This is a genomic window from Streptomyces sp. NPDC021019 (assembly GCF_044333295.1).
Lineage (GTDB): Bacteria > Actinomycetota > Actinomycetes > Streptomycetales > Streptomycetaceae > Streptomyces.
The window spans coordinates 1534261-1554176 of record NZ_JBIRQR010000001.1; the positions used below are offsets into that span (position 1 = coordinate 1534261).

The window sequence follows — 19916 nt, forward strand, 5'->3', positions numbered from 1 at the left end:
CCCGGCCCCCGGTGCGGAGGGATGCCCGCCGCCGACGTCATAATCGGCCGTATGTCCGATCACCAGCTCCGCGCCCGGCCGCCCGCCGGTCCGGCCCCGGGCCCCCGCGCCCCCGGCTCCCGGGCCGCCGCCGCGCTCCGGGCCGCCGCGCCCGCGCTCGCGGTCTACGCCGGCGCCCGGGCCCTGGGGCTCCTGGCCTTCTGGGCAGCCGCGTCGGCCGCCGGGAAGGATCCCCTGGGGCCGCTCAGCGGACGCTGGGACTCCGTCTGGTACCAGCGCATCGCCGAGAACGGCTACCGCTACACCGTGACCCTCCCGGACGGCTCCGTCCACTCCGACCTGGCGTTCTTCCCCCTGCTCCCGGCCCTGGAACGCTCCCTCTCCGAGGTGACCCCGCTCACCCTCGGCGGCGCCGGACTCCTGGTCGCCTGGACGGCCGGGCTGCTCGCCGCCTGGGGCATCTTCGCCGTCGGCGCCCAGCTGCGCGGACGGCGTACGGGCGTGGTGCTGGCCGCCCTGTGGGGGGTGTACCCGACGGCGTTCGTCCAGTCGATGGCGTACACCGAGACCCTGTTCACCGCGCTCGCCGCCTGGGCGCTGTACGCCGTCCTCAGGGGCCGTTGGATCGTGGCGGGCGCGCTCTGCGTCCTGGCGGGGCTCACCCGGCCCACGGCGGCGGCGCTCATCGCGGCCCTGGCGATCACCGCGGCCGTCACCCTCGTACGGGAGTACCGCGAAGAGCGCCGCGCCGGCCCGGTGCTGCGCCGCAACGCCCGGATGGTCGCGGGCGTGGCGCTCGCACCGCTGGGCTGGCTGGCGTACGTGGTGTTCGTGGCCGTCCGCGAGGGCAGCCCGTTCGCCTACTTCGACGTCCAGGCGCAGTGGGGCAACAACATCGACGGCGGTCGCGCGCTCGCCGCCTTCATCGCCGGCCTCCCGTGGCCCGCCGCCCTCGGCCTCTGCGCGGCGCTCGGGCTCCTGGGGTGGCTGGTGGTGCTGTGCGTACGGCAGCGGCAGCCGCTCCCGGTGCTCGTCTACGCCCTCACGATCGTCGTCATCTCGCTGATCGGCGCCGGGTACTTCGGATCCCGGCCGCGCCTGATGATGCCCGCGTTCCCCTTGCTGCTGCCGCCCGCCGTCGCCCTGCTGCGGCTGCGCACGACCGGGCGTACGGCCGCCGTCCTTGCCGTCCTGGCCTGCGCGTCCGCCGCCTACGGGGCCTGGACCCTGCTGGGCGCGGGCCCGCCGTAGCCCAGTCCCGGCGGCCTCGCCGCGTTCTCAGGCTCCGGAACCCGACGCCCCTGACGCCTTGGGTGCCCCGGAGGCGCGGACCGTCGCTCTCGGCTCCACCCGTACGCCCGGCCGTACCCCCCACCGCTCCATCGCCCCGGCCTCCGCCTCCACCACGTGCCGCGCCCGGAGCCGGGGCAGCCCGAGGCGGCCGGGCTTCATCGTGCGGACGGCCAGGACCGTGAACTTCCGGTCCAGGTACGCCACATCGATGGGGAACCGCATCCGGAAGGTGTGCACACTCCCGCACGGGGTGAGCATCATCGCCCCTTCGATCCCGTCCCGTCCGAGCAGCCCTTTGCTACGGGCCCGGTACGAGGCCGCTATCCGCAGCGGCACCTCCCGGGCCCCGGAGCCCGTGCCGGCCGTGAGCGTCCCGTCGCCATCGCGCCATGTCCTCATGGGCACCGACCGTAGCCCGCGGCGGACCCGTCCGGGGCCGATACGGCCGCGCTTGGGCCCCCGGGCCCAAGACCCCTTTTCTCACGGCCCATTAGGGTCGTTTCGTGGACGCCGTACTGCTCTCCCTCGCCGCGGTCTGGGGTGCCGTCACCGGACTGCTGATCCCGCGCGCCGCGTACCGGTTCGCCGTCGAGCCGGAGGAGCCCTGGCGTACGGCGTGCCCCGCGGGGCATCCGCTCACCGGCCCGGTCCGCGGCTGGCTGGGACCGGCCCGGTGCGCGCCCTGCGTCGCCGCCCCGGGAACGCCGGCCGCGCCCGGGGCCCGCACCGGCACGGACGCCGGGACCGGCCTGCCCGGCGTCGGTCGGCCGGGCGCCGGGTCCGGCGCGGCCTCCGCCGAGGCGGGGTGCGACACGGGGCCTCCCGGCTCCGCCGAGGCGGGGTGCGACACGGGGCCTCCCGGCTCCGCCGAGGCGGGGTGCGACACGGGGCCTCCCGCTTCCGCCGAGGCTGGACGCGACACCGGAGCCCCCGCCCCCGCCCCGTCCGCCGCTTACGCCCCCGGGGCCCTCGCCCCCCTGATCACCGTGGCCGCCTGTGTCGCGCTCGCCGCCGCCACCGGGGCCAGGCCCGAACTCGTCGGATGGCTGGCACTGACCCCCGTCGCCGTGCTCCTCGCCGTCGTCGACCGGCGGGTCCACCGGCTGCCCGACCCGCTCACCCTGCCCCTGGCCGCGGCGGCCGTCCTGCTGCTCGGCGGCGCCGCGCTGCTTCCCGGGCACGCAGGGTCCTGGACCTCCGGACTGCTGGGCGGCCTGGCCCTCGGCGGCTTCTACTTCCTGCTCTTCCTGATCAACCCGAACGGCATGGGCTTCGGGGATGTGAAGCTCGCCCTCGCCCTGGGCGTGGCCCTCGGCTGGTACGGCTGGACCGTGCTGTTCGTGGGCGGGTTCGCCGGGTTCCTGTTCGGGGCGGCGTACGGACTCGCGCTGGTGCTCCTGCGCAGGGCGGGGCGAAGGACCGGCATCCCGTTCGGCCCGTTCATGCTCGGAGGGGCGCTGACCGGTCTGCTGCTGGGGGCTCTGGCCGGGTGAGACCGGGGCCCCTCGTGCGGGCGTCCGCACGGGCGCGGAATCCGTTCGCGTGCTCCGGGTCAGCCTGACACGATTCCCGTATGTCCGAACCATCCGAAGCCGCCCCCGGCCCTGCCCCCGCCCCCGCTCCTGCCCCCGCCCCCCTCCCCTTCGACTCCGCGGCCTCCCGCGACCGGTTCGAGGCCCTCGTCGCCGAGGCCGACACCGTGTCCGTCGACGGCTGGGACTTCTCCTGGCTGGAGGGCCGGGCCACCGAGGAGCGTCCCTCCTGGGGGTACGCCCACGCGATGGCCGACCGCCTCGGCCGGGCCCACGCCGCTCTCGACCTCCAGACCGGGGGCGGCGAGGTCCTGGCCGCCGCGCCGAAGCTCCCTCCGGTCACCGTGGCCACGGAGGCCTGGCCGCCCAACATCGCCCGCGCCACCGCCCTCCTGCACCCGCTCGGGGCGGTCGTCGTCGCCGACGCGGACGAGCCGCCGCTGCCCTTCGGGGACGCCGCCTTCGACCTCGTGGTCAGCCGCCACCCGGTCACCACGTGGTGGGAGGAGATCGCGCGGGTCCTCGCACCCGGCGGCACGTACTTCTCGCAGCAGGTCGGCCCGGCCAGCGTCTTCGAACTCGTCGAGTACTTCCTCGGCCCCCAGCCGCCCGAGGTCCGCCGCGGCCGGCACCCGGAGGACGCGCGGGCCGCCGCGACGGCGGCCGGACTCGACGTGGACGACCTGCGTTCCGAGACCCTGCGCACCGAGTTCCACGACATCGGCGCGGTGGTCTACTTCCTGCGCAAGGTGATCTGGATGGTCCCCGGCTTCACCGTCGAGCGGTACCGGCCCCAACTGGCCGCACTGCACCGGCAGATCGAGGCGGAAGGACCGTTCCGCGCCCGCACCGCCCGCTTCCTGATCGAGGCCCGCAAGCCCCGGTGACGGCGGCGGGGGCCCGTCCGCCGGTCAACCAGCCTCCCCCGTACGCCAGTTCAGCCTTGCCCCCGAGGCAACGGGAACGTGCGGGCGGCCGTCCTACTCGACGGGACGCACGCACAGCGAAGGGCACAGAGAGGGAGGGGGGCGGCCATGACCCTGGAGAGGGAAGACTGCGCGGCGCCTGCCGGGCGCGCGCGGCACGGCAACGCCGACTGGCTCACGGGGGCAAGGATCACCGCGGTCCTCGGGGTCTACTACCGGCCCGAGGGTCGGGCGGGCGAGCCGGAGGCCGTCGAGTTCGTCCTCTCGGACGGCCAGTCCATCCTGCTGACCTGCGCCTCAGACCGGACGCTGCACGTCACCCCGGGCGCCTGGCCGAGGCTGCCCGACTGGTGCGTACCGGCGAGCCGGTGGCAGCACACCCCGCCCGCCCTCCTCCCGCCGGTGCCACCCGGGGGAGCGTGGACGGTCGTGGGCACTCAGGAGACGAGGGACGCCGGCGGGGAGGTGCTCCAGGCCGTCATCCGGTGCGAGGAAGGGGACTTCGTGGTGGTCGCCGGGGACACGATGGCCATCCGCTTCGACCTCCGCCCCTGACCCGCGATCCCTCGTCCCGCCCCCAGGAGCTCCACCCCTGACCCGCGAGCCGCGTCCTGGCCCCGCCCGCGCCATGCACCCCCGTACACCCCGAGTGGCCCCCGGCCCAGCCCCCGGCGCCTACGCGTGCGGCCCCACCGTCACCGGGCCGACCGTCAGTTCCGCCGTCCCCTCCATGATCGCGGCGACCCGCTCCACCTGCTCCTCCAGCGCGCGCAGCCCGGCCGGCGGCAGGGGCTCCAGCGGCTCCACCGTCACCGTGATCCGGCGGCCCGAGCGGCGCAGGTGCCAGACGCCGGCCACCGTGCCGTCCACCAGCAGCACCGGGAAGTTCCCCGCCTGTCCGCCCGCGAGAGCCCGCTCGTACGCCGCCCCCGGGAACAGCCGCTCACGGGGCTGGGAGGCGATGGTGAACGCGTCGAAGTACGGAAGCAGGCGCACGCCGCGCACCGGCGACGCCGGGAAGTCCGTGTCGCCCGCGACCACCCACGCCGGGCCCGCGTCCGCGAAGGCGACCTCCTCGATGGCCCCCGCCGCCGCCAGCGCGGCGAACCGGTCGGCCGCCCAGGGCTTCGGCGCGGCGAGCCAGCGGGCGAAGTGGGCGGAGGTGGCCGGCCCGTACGCGTGCAGATACCGCTCGATCAGCGCGGCTGGCGCCCCGGGGCCGGGCAGTGGGGTGCACCCGGGGTTGGTGTACGTCGCCTTCCGCCCCCGGTTCGGGGCGTAGACGAGGGCGCCGCGATGGCCGGCCAGGTGCAGGACCTGCCGCCAGCGCGGCCACATCGTCCGGAATCCGGGCATCACCAGGTCCCCGGCCCACGGCCCGGTCCGCGCGACGACCTCCTCGGAGAGCTCGTCGATGGTGAGCTCCGCCCCGGTCAGCGCCTCCGCGACGGCCGCGACGACCGCCTCCACCTGGTCCGGGGTCATCCGGGCGTCCTTGGAGAAGGGGTTCTTGCCCGCCGGCACGGCGGACAGGGCCCCGGTCCACAGCGGCAGGTCCGCTGCGGGCAGCAGGTGGACCGTGCCGCGCGGTCCGAACGTCTTGACCAGGGTCCGGTCGGTCCACAGGGCCGTACGGACGTCCGTGCGGGTCAGCCCGTCCCCGCGCAGCCCCACGGACAGCTCGGCCGCCGACAGCACCTGGGCGTGCGCGCCGAGCATCGAGGCCACCGCCGCGCCGGGGGTGGTGGCGCCGGGCGACGCGGTGGCGGCGGCGTCCGGGTGGAGGTGCTGGCGGGCCAGCCTCCGGGCGTTCGCCCCGGTCCAGCTCACGGTCGCAGTCGCACGGGTTCGCGTCGTCATGCCTCGAACCTAGAACCCTCAAAGGTCAGGTTCCGTCCTCTGCCACGTACGGCGTCAAGCCGACGCCGTACCGCACCCCCTCGACACCGAGGCCGACCCCGAGGCCGACCCCGGGGGCGTGCCGGGCGGCTCCGGTGCCCGGAGGGCGTCCGTCGGCCTGCCCGGAGCGCAGTCCCGCGCATCCGGAGAGTAATGGTGGAGTGGCGCGGCACGCGACACTACTTACGAAGGGTTATGGTGGAAACCCCCCCTCGGGCCGGTCCGTATCCCCCCCCACGGACCGGCCCGTTTTTTGCGGGCCGACGGTGGCACCGCCGCGCGGCCCCGGGGCGCTCCCGTTCTTCCCGGCGCGCAGGCCCCGTTGAGCCGACGTCAGCTGCGACCGGCCCAGATGTTCGTGCCCGCCGTGTCCACCGCGAAGGCGTCGATCTCCTTCAGCTCGTCGGCGGTCAGCGCCGGGCCGGCGAGGGCCGCCACGTTCTCCTCCAACTGCTTCACGCTCGACGCGCCGATCAGCGCCGAGGTCATCCGGCTGTCGCGCAGCACCCACGCGATGGCGAGCTGGGCGAGCGACTGGCCGCGGCCGCGCGCGATGTCGTTGAGGCCGTTGAGCCGGCGGACCACCTCGTCGGAGAGCAGACCCGGGTCGAGGGACTTGCCCTGGGTGGCGCGCGAGCCCTCCGGAATGCCCTTCAGGTACTTGTTGGTGAGCAGGCCCTGGGCGAGCGGCACGAAGGAGATGCAGCCCATCCCGGCCGCCTCCAGGGTGTCGAGCAGCCCGTCGTCCTCGATCCAGCGGTTGATCATGGAGTAGGACGGCTGGTGGATCAGCGCGGGCACCCCCATCTCCTTGAGCAGCCCGGCCGCCTCGGCGGTCTGCTCCGCGGTGTACGAGGAGACGCCCACGTACAGCGCCTTGCCCTGCCGCACGGCGGACGCCAGGGCGCCCATCGTCTCCTCCAGCGGGGTGTGCGGGTCGAAGCGGTGCGAGTAGAAGACGTCGACGTAGTCGAGGCCCATCCGCTTCAGGGAGGCGTCGAGCGAGGACAGCAGGTACTTCCGGGAGCCCCACTCGCCGTACGGGCCGGGGTGCATCAGATAACCGGCCTTGGTGGAAATGACCAGCTCGTCGCGGTACGGGGCGAAATCCTGGGCGAAGAGCTTGCCGAAGTTCAGCTCGGCCGAGCCGGGCGGCGGGCCGTAGTTGTTGGCCAGGTCGAAATGGGTGACCCCGAGATCGAAGGCGCGGCGCAGGATCGCCCGCTGGGAGTCCAGGGCCCGGTCGTCGCCGAAGTTGTGCCACAGGCCCAGCGAGAGGGCGGGCAGCTTGAGGCCGCTGCGCCCGGTCCGGCGGTACTCCATGGAGTCGTAGCGCGAACCGGCGGCGCGGTAGTACAGGTCGGGGGAGAGGTAATCAGTCACGTTTCATTCCTTATCACGGAGTTGTGACAGACCGGGTTGGGCCCCCGTGACCCGATCGCAGTAATGTGGCGGCTTCGGGGAATGCCGATGTGCGGCGCGGCGAAGGCCCGCGCGGCCGTGCCAGTGGTAGGGGCGCGGACCGCCGAGGGATCGTGCGGGCGGCGCAGACCGCGCGGCGATCCCCTGCGGGGGACGGCCCCCGGACCCCCGGCGACGGGGAGGGCGGGCCCCGGGCCCGTACGGAACCGAGAGGGTGAACGCAGTGAACTTCCGCGACCTGGTGTACAGGCTCTACGCGCGCCGGGTGGGGGGCCGCCTGGACCACGACCAGGTGCCGAAGCACATCGGGGTCATCCTCGACGGCAACCGACGCTGGGCCAAGGCGTCCGGCGGATCGGCCGTGCAGGGCCACCAGGCCGGTGCGGACAAGATCTCCGAGCTGCTCGGCTGGTGCAGCGAGACCGAGGTCGAGGTCGTCACCCTCTGGATGCTGTCCACGGACAACTTCGACCGGCCCGAGCACGAGCTGAAGCCGCTGCTCGGCATCATCGAGAACACCGTACGCAACCTCGCCGCGGACGGGCGCTGGCGCGTTCACCACGTCGGCACACTCGACCTGCTTCCGCCGGAGACGCAGTCGGTGCTCAAGGAGGCACAGGAGGCGACGTCCGACATCGACGGAATCATCGTCAATGTCGCCGTCGGCTACGGCGGTCGCCAGGAGATCGCGGACGCGGTGCGCTCCCTGCTCCTGGAGCACTCGGAGAAGGGCACGACCTTCGAGGAGCTGGCCGAGGTCGTCTCCACCGACCTGATCTCCGAGCACCTCTACACCCGGGGGCAGCCCGACCCCGACCTGGTGATCCGGACGAGCGGCGAGCAGCGCCTCTCGGGCTTCATGCTCTGGCAGAGCGCCCACTCGGAGTACTACTTCTGCGAGGTGTTCTGGCCGGCCTTCCGCAAGGTCGACTTCCTCCGGGCGCTGCGCGACTACGCCGCCCGCCACCGCCGCTACGGGGCCTGAGGCGTCCTGAGCACCCCTCCCGCCCGCGCGTCCGTCGATGGCTCCCCTATATAGGGGAGCCATCGCGTATGTACGGGGGTCATCGCGCGTCCACCGGGACTTCTCCACACCGTGTCATATGCGGCGGCATGGCTTCGCCGCGAAAAGGGAATACCCCTGTCAGGTCGACGTCCGGTCATCAACCAGGCGGATGTCGCGTCCAAGTGAGCGGTGCCAAGGCCGCTCGCCCGGGAGGCCCTTTGCACACGAAGGACCGTAGACAGTCTGCGGCCGACGCGGTGGCCGCGGTCCGGCCCGCGCACAGGGGCCCGATCCCGGTCCGTCCTCTCCCTTCGGGAAGCTCCGCGACCGTCCGTCGCACTCCCCGACCTCGTCCGAGGGGGTACGTCCTTCCGTGGTGACCAGCAGCAAGCGCCGCATGCCCGACCGGCGCACATACGTTCTCGACACCAGCGTCCTGCTGGCCGATCCCGGTGCCATGGCCCGCTTCGACGAGCACGAAGTCGTGCTCCCGATCGTGGTGGTCACGGAACTGGAGGCCAAACGGCATCACCCCGAGCTCGGGTACTTCGCCCGGCAGGCCCTGCGCCTGCTGGACGACTTCCGGGTCCGGTACGGCCGGCTGGACGCCCCGATCCCGCTCGGGGACCTGGGCGGGACGCTCCGCGTCGAGCTCAACCACTCCGATCCCGGCGTCCTGCCCGCCGGCTACCGGTTGGGGGACAACGACTCACGGATCCTCGCGGTCGCACGCAATCTCCAGGCCGAGGGATATGACGTCACGGTCGTCTCCAAGGACCTGCCGCTCCGCATCAAGGCCTCCTCCGTCGGCCTCCTCGCCGAGGAGTACCGCGCGGAGCTCGCCATCACGGACTCCGGCTGGACCGGCATGAGCGAACTGTCCCTCGCCGGGGAACAGATCGACCTGCTGTTCAGTGAGGAGACGCTGTACGTCCCCGAGGCCGCCGAACTGCCCGTGCACACCGGCCTGGTCCTCCAGTCCGAGCGCGGCAAGGCGCTCGGCCGGGTGACGGCCGAGGGCAACGTACGACTCGTGCGGGGCGACCGGGAGGCCTTCGGTATCCACGGGCGCAGCGCGGAGCAGCGGATCGCCCTCGACCTCCTCCTCGACGCCGACGTCGGCATCGTGTCGCTGGGCGGCCGGGCCGGCACCGGCAAGTCGGCGCTGGCCCTGTGCGCGGGCCTGGAGGCGGTGCTGGAGCGCCAACAGCACAAGAAGGTGATGGTCTTCCGCCCGCTGTACGCGGTGGGCGGACAGGAGCTCGGCTATCTCCCCGGCAGCGAGGCCGAGAAGATGAGCCCCTGGGCGCAGGCGGTCTTCGACACGCTCTCGGCGGTCGCCGGGCGCGAGGTCATCGAGGAGGTGCTCGGGCGCGGGATGCTGGAGGTCCTGCCGCTCACCCACATCCGCGGCCGGTCCCTGCACGACGCGTTCGTGATCGTCGACGAGGCGCAGTCGCTCGAACGGAACGTCCTGCTGACCGTGTTGTCCCGCATCGGGGCGAACTCGCGTGTCGTGCTCACCCACGACGTGGCCCAGCGGGACAACCTCCGGGTCGGCCGGTACGACGGAGTCGTCGCCGTCGTCGAGAAGCTGAAGGGTCATCCGCTGTTCGCCCACGTCACGCTCACGCGGTCGGAGCGCTCGCAGATCGCGGCGCTGGTGACCGAAATGCTGGAGGAAGGCCACATCTGACACGCATGTCCCTTTGATGCCGCCCGGCGAGCCAAGGAGCTTAGCCGGGCGGCATTGTGCTGCGCCGTCATTTCCGGAAAACGGGAGGGCCGAACGGGGTGTGACCTTTCCCACGCGAGACAGAATTGCCTCCCGGCGCTCCCGTCCGGCAGAGTCTTGCTTCCGTCAGGCCCCGCATACGGCACTTGGGCACCTCCAGAGGCGCCACGCACCACACAACTCAACACGAGACGCCCGTATGCCGCCCGCGAGCACCACGCGGCAGCCCCCTCACCGGGGTTGCCCATCGGGCCCGCGCCTCCCGTGACCCACGCAGTAGGGAGGCCAGTGTCAGGGGCACGAACGCGCCCGCGAGGTCACCTAAGCGGGCGATGCTGGAAGGACACCATGTGAGCCGGATCTCGGTCCGGGGGTTCGCCGTGGCATCCGCCACCGCGGTCACCACCGTTGGCGCCGTCGTAGGCGTTGCTGCGGGCGGCACACCTGCCGCCGACGACAACAACAACTTCGAGGCGGCCGCAGCCGACACCACGCTGCTCGCAGACCTCCCCGCGGGCCAGCAGGCCCAGGTCCAGACCGCTTCGCTGACGCAGCAGGCCGATGCCCAGGCCTCCGCCGCCGACGCCGCCGCGAAGAAGTCGGCCGAGGAATCGGCCCGCATCCAGGCCGCCAAGGACGCCAAGTCCAAGAAGCAGGCGGCCGAGGACCGGCTAGAGGCCGAGCGTGCGGCGGAGAAGAAGAAGGCGAAGGAGAAGGAAGACGCCGAGCGCGCCAGCCGTTCTTCCGTCCGCGACGCCGCCTCGTTCTCCGCGCAGGGCTCCTACAGCGTGGCCGACGTCAAGGCAATGGCCCGTCAGATGGTCCCCGCCGACCAGTTCCAGTGCTTCAGCAACATCGTGAACCACGAGTCGACCTGGAACTACCGCGCGACCAACCCGTCCTCCGGGGCGTACGGACTCATGCAGGCGCTCCCGGGCCACAAGATGTCGTCCGCCGGCGCCGACTGGCAGACCAACCCGGCCACCCAGATCAAGTGGGGCCTCAGCTACATGGACGGCCGTTACGGCAGCCCGTGCGGCGCCTGGTCCTTCTGGCAGGCCAACAACTGGTATTAGAGGGAGCGGGCGAAGTCCACGGGCCGCCCTCTCAACCTCGCGAGGCCCCCCACCGTCCAGACGGTGGGGGGCCTCGCGCGTGTACGGTCGCCTTCTGGCGGGGCGGGGGAGCGTGGCGAGAGGCCGCGGAGCGCTGGGTGGCGAAGATGGGGGAAGGAAAGCAAGCATGTCGAAACTACCGGGCTGGCTGGGCCGCTTCGGGTCCGAACTGACGGAGCTGGGTGCGCGACTGGACGAGCGGCGGGCGCGAGCCGCCGCCGACGACGAGGACCCCCTCGTGGCGCGCGGGACCCCCGCCGTCCCGGAGGACGACGACGCCGGGCAGGTGCCCGCGCCGCCCTCGTACGCCCCCTCGGTCGCCGCCAAGCCGGATCCGGTGGCGGCGATCCCGTGGGGGATGCGGGTCGCCGCCGAGGCCGGCTGGCGCCTCCTCGTCCTCGCGGGGACGCTCTGGGTGCTGATGCGGGTGATCAGCGCGGTCCAGCTGGTGGTGCTGGCCTTCGCCGCCGCGCTGCTCGTCACCGCGATGCTCCAGCCGACCGTGGTCCGGCTCAGGCGGTTCGGACTGCCCCACGGGCTCGCCACCGCCGTGACCGCCGTCCTCGGGTTCGTCGTCATCGGACTGGTCGGCTGGTTCGTGGTGTGGCAGGTGATGGAGAACCTCGACACGCTCTCCGACCGGGTCCGCGACGGCATCGACGAGTTGAAGCGCTGGGCGCTCGACAGCCCCTTCCACGTCACCGAGTCGCAGATCAACGACCTCGCCAAGAACCTCAACGACACCATCGGCACCAACACCGAGGAGATCACCTCCGCAGGGCTCCAGGGCGTCACCGTGATGGTGGAGTTCCTCACCGGACTGCTGCTGGCGATGTTCTCCACGCTGTTCCTGCTCTACGACGGCCGGCGCATCTGGGAGTGGTCGCTCAGGCTGGTGCCCGCCGCGGCCCGCCCCGGGGTCGCCGGCGCCGGGCCGCGCGCCTGGCGCACCCTGACCGCGTATGTGCGCGGCACGGTGCTGGTCGCCCTGATCGACGCCATCTTCATCGGGTTCGGCCTCTACGTCCTCAACGTGCCGCTCGCGGTGCCGCTGGCCGTCTTCATCTTCCTGTTCGCCTTCATCCCGCTCGTCGGCGCCGTGGTCTCCGGGGCGCTCGCGGTGGTCGTCGCGCTGGTCACCGAGGGAGTGTGGACCGCGCTGTGGGCGCTGGTGGTGGTCCTGGCGGTGCAGCAGATCGAGGGCCACATCCTGCAGCCGTTCATCCTCGGCCGCGCCGTCCGGGTGCATCCGCTCGCGGTGGTCCTCGCGGTGGCGACCGGCGGTCTGGTCGCGGGCATCGGCGGCGCGGTGGTCGCCGTACCGCTGGTCGCCGTGATCAACACGGTGGTCGGCTATCTGCGCTCGTACGGGGAACCGGGCGAGCGGGGCGGCCACCACGGGGCCACCGCCCTGTCGATGAGCCCGGCGCACGCGGCGCCCGCGCCCCCGGGTCCGCAGGAACCGCCGGGCGAACCCGCGAGGGAGAACAAGCCTCCGCAGGAGTAGGGACACGAAAAGAAGAGCCCCGGGGACGGTCGGTCGTCCTCGGGGCCCTTCTCGTATCAGGGGTGGTGCGGTGTCACTACTCGGCGAGTACGGCCTCGGCGTCGAGGGTCACACCGACCGCCTGGATCACCGAAGCGACCTTGACGGCTTCCTGAATGGTCTCACGGTCCACGCCGGCCTTGCGCAGCACCTGCTCGTGGGAGTCCAGGCACTGGCCGCAGCCGTTGATCGCGGAGACGGCGAGCGACCACAGCTCGAAGTCGACCTTCTCCACGCCCGGGTTGCCGATGACGTTCATCCGCAGGCCCGCGCGGAGCGTGCCGTACTCCGGGTCCGACAGCAGGTGCCGGGTCCGGTAGAAGACGTTGTTCATCGCCATGATCGCGGCCGCCGACTTCGCCGCGGTGTACGCCTCGGCGGAGAGGTTGGCCTTCGCCTCGGGCTCCAGCTCGCGCAGCACCTTCGGCGAACGCGAGGCGATCGCGCAGGCCAGCACGGTGCCCCACAGCTGCTGCTGCGGGAGGTCGCTGTTGCCGATGACCGAGCCGAGGTTCAGCTTCAGGTCCTTGGCGAAATCCGGTATGGCGGACTTCAGTTCGTCGAGAGCCATGTCGGTATCAGCTCACTCGCCCGAGAGGAGCGCGACCGGGTCGAGGGTGTTCTCGCCCTTGGTCCAGTTGCACGGGCACAGCTCGTCGGTCTGGAGGGCGTCGAGGACCCGCAGGACCTCCTTGGGGTTACGGCCCACGGAACCGGCGGTCACCATCGTGAACTGGATCTCGTTGTTCTGGTCGACGATGAAGACGGCGCGCTGCGCGAAGCCGTCCTCGCCCTCGATGCCGAGGTCACGCATGAGCTCGTGCTTCGAGTCGGCCAGCATCGGGAAGGGCAGGTCGGTCAGGTCCGGGTGGTCCTTGCGCCAGGCGTGGTGCACGAACTCGGAGTCACCGGAGAAGCCGAGGACCTGGGCGTCGCGGTCGGCGAACTCCTCGTTCAGCTTGCCGAAGGCGGCGATCTCGGTGGGGCACACGAAGGTGAAGTCCTTCGGCCACGCGAAGACGATCTTCCACTTGCCCTCGTAGGTCTTGTGGTTGATCTGCTCGAACTCCTTGCCGCTCTCCAGCGAAACACAAGCAGTCAGGTCGAACTCGGGGAACTTGTCACCGACAGTGAGCACGCGCTCTCCTTGCAACGTCTGGAATTCCCTTTTTGGGGGCGTTCCTGAGGGTTGGACGGACTCCACCTTGGCACAGAGTGCATTGATCGCGGAAATAGCTACACTCGGTCGAGGTGATCGGAGGTGCCTATCAGTGGGTCAGGGTAATCAGGGCATACGCCCCAAGCAGTCCGGTAAGCAGCCCAGCCTGTCGCAGCTGCGCGCCTTCACGGCGGTCGCGGAGCATCTGCACTTCCGGGACGCGGCGGCAGCAATCGGGATGAGTCAGCCCGCACTCTCCGGAGCGGTCTCCACCCTGGAGGAGGCACTGGGTGTCCAGCTCATCGAGCGTACGACGCGCAAGGTGCTGCTCTCGCCCGCGGGGGAGCGGCTCGCGGTGCGGGCCGGTGCGGTGCTGGAGGCGGTCGCCGCGCTGATGGAGGAGGCGGAGGCGGTCCGGGCCCCGTTCACCGGAGTGCTCCGGCTCGGCGTGATCCCGACCGTCGCCCCGTATCTGCTGCCCACCGTGCTCCGCCTCGTCCACGAGCGGTACGTGGACCTCGACCTCCAGGTCCACGAGGAGCAGACCTCCTCGCTGCTGGAGGGTCTCGCCGCCGGGCGGCTGGACCTGCTGCTGCTCGCCGTGCCGCTCGGCGTGCCGGGCGTCACCGAGATCCCGTTGTTCGACGAGGACTTCGTGCTGGTCATGGAGCAGGACCACTGGCTCGGTGGCCGGGCGGACATCCCGCGGGACGCGCTGCGCGAACTGCCGCTGCTGCTCCTGGACGAGGGGCACTGCCTGCGCGACCAGGCCCTGGACATCTGCCGGGAGGCGGGCCGCACCGAGGGCGCGCCGGTGACCACGACCGCCGCCGGGCTCTCCACCCTGGTCCAGTTGGTGGCCGGCGGGCTCGGGGTGACGCTGCTGCCCCGGACCGCGGTGACGGTGGAGACCGGCCGCAGCGAGGCGCTGGCCACCGGGTACTTCGCTGACCCCGCCCCCACCCGGCGGGTGGCGCTGGCGATGCGGACCGGGTCGGCGCGGGGCGGCGAGTTCGAGGAGTTCGCCGCCGCCCTGCGCGAGGCGATGGAACCCCTGCCGGTGCGGCTGGTGGCGGAGAGCCCGTAGAGCGCCCCCGCACGAAACGCAGGCCGGGGCCCCTGCCCCCGGGAGCCCCGGCCGTACGCGGATCAGGCGGGTGTCACTCGGTGCGCAGCCCGTCCGGGCGCATCATGCGCCACAGCGGCGGCAGCGAGAACAGGGTGACCAGCAGGATCAGCGCGCCCCCGGCCCCTGCCATCGGCCAGAACAGCCACCAGTCGGAGACCTCCTTCTCGATCAGGTGGACGAGCATCGCCCCGAGGCCCAGACCGCCCGCGACCGCCACCGCCAGACCGAGCGCCACCGGCACGGCGGTCTGCCACAGCACCGACCAGCCGAGCGTGGAGCGCCGGGTGCCGAAGGCCACCAGCACCGACAGCAGCCGCCTGCGCTCGCGCAGCTGTTCCAGCTGGGAGACCAGCATCGACAGGGCGATGAGCAGGAGCACCGCGCTCGCGCCCACCTGGAGCCCGGTCTGGATGCTGGCGTACTGGCGGTCGCGTTCCACCGAGTCGATCGTGACGAAGCGCATCCCGGGGTCGACCTTCGCCGCCGTGTTGCGCACGTACTCGGCGACGTCCGGCACGCTCCGGTCGACCCGGATCTGGACGGTGATCGTCGCTCCGGGCAGCTTGCCCGCGTCGACCGCACCGGTGGTGGCCATGATCCCGTAGTGGGTCTCGCCCATCGGGTCCTCGCGGCCCCGCACGGTCGGGGAGTCGGCGGGCAGCGTCCACCGCACCAGCTTGTTCCCGTAGCCGATCTCGACCACCTCGCCCTTGCGGGCGGTCTCGTCGATCCAGGCGGACATGTCCTTGTCGCCCGGCGGGTGGGCGACGAACGTGTCGCCGTCCTCGCAGGCGCCGATCCGGGCCAGCTCGCGCAGGGTCTCGCAGGTGCCGACGGTCAGCGAGGTGGTGGGCTGCACGTCCTCGTCGGCGAAGACGCCGGGCTTGGACGCGTAGGCCGCCACCGATCCGATGACCACCTCCACGCCCTTGGTGGCGCGGAACTGCTCGATGGCCGAGGTGGCCGCCTCGCCGGTGACGTCCTCGGAGTACCCGGCGAACTGGGCCCGCGTCGGGTCCTGGCCCGTCATCCGGTTGAAGTCGGCGTTCATCGAGGCGAACAGCATCTGCAGGGCGATCGCTCCCGCCACCGCCACGGTGACCCCGCTGACCGCGCGGGACGCGGCCCCGCTGCTCAACTGGAGCCTGCGGGTGGCGAGCTGCCAGGGCACCGGGCCGCCGCGCAGCCGGTTCACACAGGCCTCGACCAGCCAGGGCAGCAGCAGGGCCAGCCCGAACAGCACCAGCACGGCGCCCGCGGTGATCGGGAACGGGTTCACCGGGGCGTACTCCTCGACCCGGCCCCAGAGCGCGAGCACCACGAGACCCGCCAGCGGCACCGGCAGCCGCCACCACAGACGGCGTCCCCGCTCGCGACCCCGGCGCACGACGCCGAGCGGCTCGATCACCACGGACCGCATCGCCACCAGGGTGACGAGGACCGCCGTCAGCGGCACGGCCACCGAGATCAGCGAGGCCAGCCGGAGGTCGGGCGCCAGGTCGGCCGGGAACGCGCTGACGTCCCAGATCTCCACCGCGCCGACGAACTGCCGACCCACCAGGAAGAACGCCAGGCCGAACAGCAGCCCGAGCAGCGCGCCGAACAGCGCCTCCCCGGCGGCGATCCGCCGGGTCGTCCGGATGTCCGCGCCGACCAGGCGCAGCGCGGCCAACCGCCGGTCGCGCCGGTCGCCGCCGAAGCGCACGGCGGTGGCGATGAAGATCGCGACCGGGGCCAGCAGGACGACGCAGACCATGATGACGAGCACGATCAGCAGGGGCGGGAGGGGATCGCCCTGGCGGTCGTCGCCGTACGCGGCGATCCGGTGGCCGCCGTTGGCCGGCGTCAGGGTGTCGCTGCCCGCGTAGTAGAGGAGTTCACCCGGGGAGCGCAGCCCGGCATCCCCGATCGTGCCGGTGATCTCGTACGGGAGCCGCTCCCGCAGCAGCTCGTTGCCGGGATCGTCGAGCAGCTCCCGCAGGGCGGGGGAGACGACCATCGTGTCCGGCGCGGGAAAGCGGTCGATGCCCGGCGGCAGGACGGGCTTCGAGCCGTCGGGGCGCATCAGATAGCCCTCGACGGTCCGGTCGTGGTACTCGGTGGTCGTGTTGATCCGCAGCACCGAGCTGTCCGACTTCTTGGCGTTCGCGTCGGGCGAGTCGGAGATCCGGGCCTCGCTGCGGGCCTGCTCGCGCGCGTTCCGCTCGTCGAGCAGATGCGGTACGGAGGAGGCGAGCAGCAGGAGGGCGACGCCGAGGCCGACGCCGACGGCGGTCAGCAGCGTACGGATCCAGCCCTCGCGGCCCCCGGCGGCGGCGAACCGGATGCCGAGACCGAGGTCGCGGAGGGTCACCGCACCCCGCGAGGGCGCTGCCGGACGCGGTGGCGCCACGGGCCGCCTTTCTTCGAGCAGCGTCATACGGCGTGCTCCATGTCGCGGGCCCGGCCGTCGCGCACGGTGACGTCACGGTCCGAGTAGGCGGCGACGCGGGCCTCGTGGGTCACCAGGACCACGGCGACGTTGGCGGAGCGGGCGGCCTCGGTGAGCAGCTCCATCACCCGCTCGCCGTTGAGGGAGTCCAGGGCGCCGGTCGGCTCGTCGGCGAAGATCACCTTCGGCGACGCCGCCAGCGCGCGGGCCACGGCGACCCGCTGGCCCTGTCCGCCGGAGACCTCGCCCGGGCGCTTGGCCCCGAGGTCGTCGACCTCCAGGCGCTCCATCCACTCCAGGGCGGTGCGCTCGGCGGCCTTGCGCCGGACGCCGTTCAGCCGCAGCGGCAGGGCGACGTTCTCCACACAGGTCAGCTCCGGGACGAGCTGGCCGAACTGGAAGACGAAGCCGAAGTCGCTGCGCCGCAGGGCGCTGCGCTCGGCGTCCGACATCGCGGACAGCTCGCGGCCCGCGTAGGTGATGGTGCCGGAGTCGGGCGTGATGATCCCGGCCAGGCAGTGCAGCAGGGTCGACTTGCCGGAGCCGGAGGGACCCATCACGGCGACGACCTCGCCGGGGTGCACGGAGAACGACGCGCCGTCCAGGGCGGGCGTCGAGCCGTAGGTCTTGCGCAGATCGTGCGCGGCGAGAAGGGAGCCTTCGGGAATCACGGAGCCACCACCTTGGCGAGCTGGTCGAGACGGGCAGAGGTCAGTTCCAGCCAGCGCAGATCGGCTTCCAGGTGGAACAGGGCGTGGTCGCAGATCAACTGGTCGGCGAGGTCGCCCTTGCGCTTGCGGTCGGTGAGGACGCGCATCATCCGCAGGTGCGCCGAGCGCTGGGTGTCCAGCAGATCGGCCGCGCTGCGGCCGGTCAGGAGCGCCAGGACGACCTTGGTGTAGAGGGTCGACTGGAGGTAGGGCTCCGGCTTCTCCGGCTGGGCCAGCCAGTGCGAGACATCGGTGATCCCGGCGTCGGTGATGGCGTACCGCTTGCGCTCGGGGCCTCCCTCGCTCTCGACGCCGTCGACCTCGACGAGTCCGTTCTTCAGGAGCCGGGACATCGTCGAATAGACCTGGCCGTAGTGGAGCGGGCGGTCCTGGCCGAACTTCTCGTCGAAGGTCCGCTTCAGGTCGTAGCCGTGTCGGGGGCCGGACTCCAGGAGCCCGAGGAGGGTGTGACCGATAGACATGAGCGGAACTGTACACGGCGTGTATACCTACGGTGTATATGCGTCCGGAAAGCGACCCCGGCCCTGGGAGCGGGCCGGGGTCGCGGTGCTACGGGGCGCCCTGGGCGTCGGCCCCGGGCGGGGGCTACGGCTTGCTCGCCCCCTGCGGCGGTGTGCTCGTCCCGGGGCTACGGTGTGCTCCCCCCGGGCTCCGGCGGGGTTTCCGGTCCCTCCGGCGGCTGCTTGGGCGGCCGCCCCCGGCGGGCGATCGGACGCGCGGCCCCCGGCAGCCGGCCCGCCTCCGCGAGCGCCCGCCGCAGCAGGAACTCGATCTGCGCGTTGGCGCTGCGCAGTTCGTCGGAGGCCCAGCGGGCGAGTGCGTCGTGCACCGCGGGGTCCAGCCGCAGCAGCATCTGCTTGCGCTGCCGCGACCGGGACGCCGGTGTCCGCCGGGGAGGCGTCTGGTCGGTCACTGGTAGAGGGAGCCCGTGTTGAGGACCGGCTGGGCCGCGCGGTCACCGCACAGCACCACCATCAGATTGCTGACCATGGCCGCCTTCCGCTCGGAGTCCAGCTCCACGATGTCCTGCTCGGCGATCCGGGCCAGGGCCATCTCGACCATGCCCACCGCGCCCTCGACGATCTGCTGGCGGGCCGCGACGACCGCGCCGGCCTGCTGGCGCTGGAGCATGGCGGAGGCGATCTCGGGGGCGTACGCGAGGTGGCTGAAGCGCGACTCGATGATCAGGACGCCGGCGGCCTTGACCCGGGCGGTCAGCTCGACGGCCAGCTTCTCGGTGATCTCCTCCGCGTTGCCGCGCAGCGAGAGGCCGTCCTCCTCGTGGGCGTCGTACGGGTACTCGATGGCGATGTGCCGCACGGCCGCCTCGGTCTGGGTGGCGACGAACTCCAGGAAGTCGTCGACCTCGAAGAGCGCCTGGGCGGTGTCCTCGACCTTCCAGACGACGATCGCGGCCAACTCGATCGGGTTGCCGTAGGCGTCGTTGACCTTGAGGACGGCGGTCTCGTGGTTGCGGACGCGGGTGGAGATCTTGCGGCTGGAGGTCAGCGGGTTGACCCAGCGGAGCCCGTCCGTGCGGATGGTGCCGACGTAACGGCCGAAGAGCTGGATCACCCGGGCCTCGCCCGGAGCGACCATCTTCACACCGCTCATGCAGAAGAACGAGACGAGCGCGAGGAGAGGGCCGAGGACGAGGAGCGTGACGCCGAGAGGGCCGGCGCCGCTCCCGTTCAGCACGCCGCCGACGATGACGAGGCCGATGCCGGCGATCACCCCGAGGATCGTCAGCAGCAAGCCGATCCCGCCCCCGATGGAGTGCGCGGTGACCTCCCTGACCTGGGGGGCGGGCATGTCGGGGGCGTCGATCGCGAGGTCGTCGGCCGGGGCGCCCGGGCGGTGGTCGTCCTGGTGTGCGGTCATGGGATCCCCCGTTCGGCGCGGTCTCGTGCCGCGCTATCAATGTGATTACACATTAATGGTTCTCGCAACCTTGTCCACCTCTGGGGAGTCGGTTCCTAGGGAACGGGTGCT

At 72.3% G+C, this 19916-nt stretch carries 19 protein-coding genes; 9 read left to right on the top strand and 10 right to left on the bottom strand.

Translation table 11 applies throughout. The features are described from left to right. Window positions 1-51 precede the first annotated feature (51 nt). Window positions 52-1251: a hypothetical protein gene (locus ACH4RG_RS07205; protein WP_398161353.1), complete on the top strand. Its 1200-nt coding sequence runs from the start codon at window positions 52-54 to the stop codon at window positions 1249-1251. 27 nt (window positions 1252-1278) lie between these two features. On the opposite strand, the gene ACH4RG_RS07210 is transcribed toward ACH4RG_RS07205, so the two are convergent. Then, window positions 1279-1692, bottom strand: coding sequence for a DUF192 domain-containing protein (locus ACH4RG_RS07210; RefSeq protein ID WP_397920367.1), 414 nt, complete (start codon window positions 1690-1692; stop codon window positions 1279-1281). A 104-nt stretch (window positions 1693-1796) separates the two neighbouring features. Between ACH4RG_RS07210 and ACH4RG_RS07215 the strand changes: the two genes are divergently transcribed. From ACH4RG_RS07215 to ACH4RG_RS07225, 3 genes are all read left to right on the top strand, one after another. Further along, window positions 1797-2786 (top strand): prepilin peptidase, encoded by a 990-nt coding sequence (locus tag ACH4RG_RS07215; RefSeq protein WP_397929854.1) that lies wholly within the window; start codon window positions 1797-1799, stop codon window positions 2784-2786. 80 nt (window positions 2787-2866) lie between these two features. After that, window positions 2867-3712: a class I SAM-dependent methyltransferase gene (locus ACH4RG_RS07220; protein ID WP_397920371.1), complete on the top strand. Its 846-nt coding sequence runs from the start codon at window positions 2867-2869 to the stop codon at window positions 3710-3712. A gap of 147 nt (window positions 3713-3859) precedes the next feature. Further along, window positions 3860-4306, top strand: coding sequence for a hypothetical protein (locus ACH4RG_RS07225; protein ID WP_397920373.1), 447 nt, complete (start codon window positions 3860-3862; stop codon window positions 4304-4306). A 120-nt stretch (window positions 4307-4426) separates the two neighbouring features. On the opposite strand, the gene ACH4RG_RS07230 is transcribed toward ACH4RG_RS07225, so the two are convergent. Both ACH4RG_RS07230 and mgrA read right to left on the bottom strand, forming a co-directional pair. Next, complete coding sequence (locus tag ACH4RG_RS07230; protein ID WP_398539227.1) at window positions 4427-5611, bottom strand: winged helix DNA-binding domain-containing protein; 1185 nt, start codon at window positions 5609-5611, stop codon at window positions 4427-4429. A gap of 372 nt (window positions 5612-5983) precedes the next feature. Continuing rightward, window positions 5984-7033, bottom strand: a complete 1050-nt coding sequence (mgrA, locus tag ACH4RG_RS07235) for an L-glyceraldehyde 3-phosphate reductase (RefSeq protein ID WP_397920377.1) — start codon at window positions 7031-7033, stop codon at window positions 5984-5986. Window positions 7034-7295: 262 nt separating this feature from the next. Between mgrA and ACH4RG_RS07240 the strand changes: the two genes are divergently transcribed. The 4 genes from ACH4RG_RS07240 to ACH4RG_RS07255 all read left to right on the top strand — a co-directional run bounded on the left by ACH4RG_RS07240 (window position 7296) and on the right by ACH4RG_RS07255 (window position 12435). Then, entirely contained in the window at window positions 7296-8057 is a 762-nt protein-coding gene (locus tag ACH4RG_RS07240; RefSeq protein ID WP_397920598.1) for an isoprenyl transferase, read from the top strand. 394 nt (window positions 8058-8451) lie between these two features. Continuing rightward, a complete protein-coding gene (locus ACH4RG_RS07245; RefSeq protein WP_361874286.1) occupies window positions 8452-9774 on the top strand; it encodes a PhoH family protein in 1323 nt (440 codons plus the stop codon). A gap of 389 nt (window positions 9775-10163) precedes the next feature. Beyond that, the gene (locus ACH4RG_RS07250; protein ID WP_397920379.1) at window positions 10164-10889 is read left to right on the top strand and encodes a transglycosylase SLT domain-containing protein; all 726 of its coding nucleotides are present in this window, start codon (window positions 10164-10166) and stop codon (window positions 10887-10889) included. A 166-nt stretch (window positions 10890-11055) separates the two neighbouring features. Further along, window positions 11056-12435 (top strand): AI-2E family transporter, encoded by a 1380-nt coding sequence (locus ACH4RG_RS07255; protein ID WP_397920381.1) that lies wholly within the window; start codon window positions 11056-11058, stop codon window positions 12433-12435. 76 nt (window positions 12436-12511) lie between these two features. On the opposite strand, the gene ACH4RG_RS07260 is transcribed toward ACH4RG_RS07255, so the two are convergent. Both ACH4RG_RS07260 and ACH4RG_RS07265 read right to left on the bottom strand, forming a co-directional pair. Further along, window positions 12512-13045 carry an alkyl hydroperoxide reductase gene (locus tag ACH4RG_RS07260; protein WP_003966620.1) on the bottom strand — a complete coding sequence of 178 codons (534 nt, stop codon included), beginning with the start codon at window positions 13043-13045 and terminating at the stop codon, window positions 12512-12514. A 12-nt stretch (window positions 13046-13057) separates the two neighbouring features. After that, window positions 13058-13612, bottom strand: coding sequence for a peroxiredoxin (locus ACH4RG_RS07265; RefSeq protein ID WP_007452441.1), 555 nt, complete (start codon window positions 13610-13612; stop codon window positions 13058-13060). 133 nt (window positions 13613-13745) lie between these two features. Here ACH4RG_RS07265 and ACH4RG_RS07270 point away from each other — a divergent pair, with 133 nt between their 5' ends. Beyond that, on the top strand, window positions 13746-14720 hold the full coding sequence (locus tag ACH4RG_RS07270) for a LysR substrate-binding domain-containing protein (protein ID WP_398539228.1): 975 nt from the start codon (window positions 13746-13748) through the stop codon (window positions 14718-14720). A 73-nt stretch (window positions 14721-14793) separates the two neighbouring features. On the opposite strand, the gene ACH4RG_RS07275 is transcribed toward ACH4RG_RS07270, so the two are convergent. The 5 genes from ACH4RG_RS07275 to ACH4RG_RS07295 all read right to left on the bottom strand — a co-directional run bounded on the left by ACH4RG_RS07275 (window position 14794) and on the right by ACH4RG_RS07295 (window position 19805). After that, window positions 14794-17181, bottom strand: coding sequence for an FtsX-like permease family protein (locus tag ACH4RG_RS07275; RefSeq protein WP_397920385.1), 2388 nt, complete (start codon window positions 17179-17181; stop codon window positions 14794-14796). Next, window positions 17178-17864: an ABC transporter ATP-binding protein gene (locus ACH4RG_RS07280; protein WP_097964847.1), complete on the bottom strand. Its 687-nt coding sequence runs from the start codon at window positions 17862-17864 to the stop codon at window positions 17178-17180. Before ACH4RG_RS07280 ends, ACH4RG_RS07275 begins: the two co-directional genes overlap by 4 nt. After that, a complete protein-coding gene (locus ACH4RG_RS07285) occupies window positions 17861-18385 on the bottom strand; it encodes a PadR family transcriptional regulator (protein ID WP_018956160.1) in 525 nt (174 codons plus the stop codon). Before ACH4RG_RS07285 ends, ACH4RG_RS07280 begins: the two co-directional genes overlap by 4 nt. A gap of 167 nt (window positions 18386-18552) precedes the next feature. After that, a complete protein-coding gene (locus ACH4RG_RS07290; RefSeq protein ID WP_397920387.1) occupies window positions 18553-18837 on the bottom strand; it encodes a hypothetical protein in 285 nt (94 codons plus the stop codon). Next, window positions 18834-19805 carry an SPFH domain-containing protein gene (locus tag ACH4RG_RS07295; RefSeq protein ID WP_398161343.1) on the bottom strand — a complete coding sequence of 324 codons (972 nt, stop codon included), beginning with the start codon at window positions 19803-19805 and terminating at the stop codon, window positions 18834-18836. Before ACH4RG_RS07295 ends, ACH4RG_RS07290 begins: the two co-directional genes overlap by 4 nt. Window positions 19806-19916: the final 111 nt, after the last annotated feature.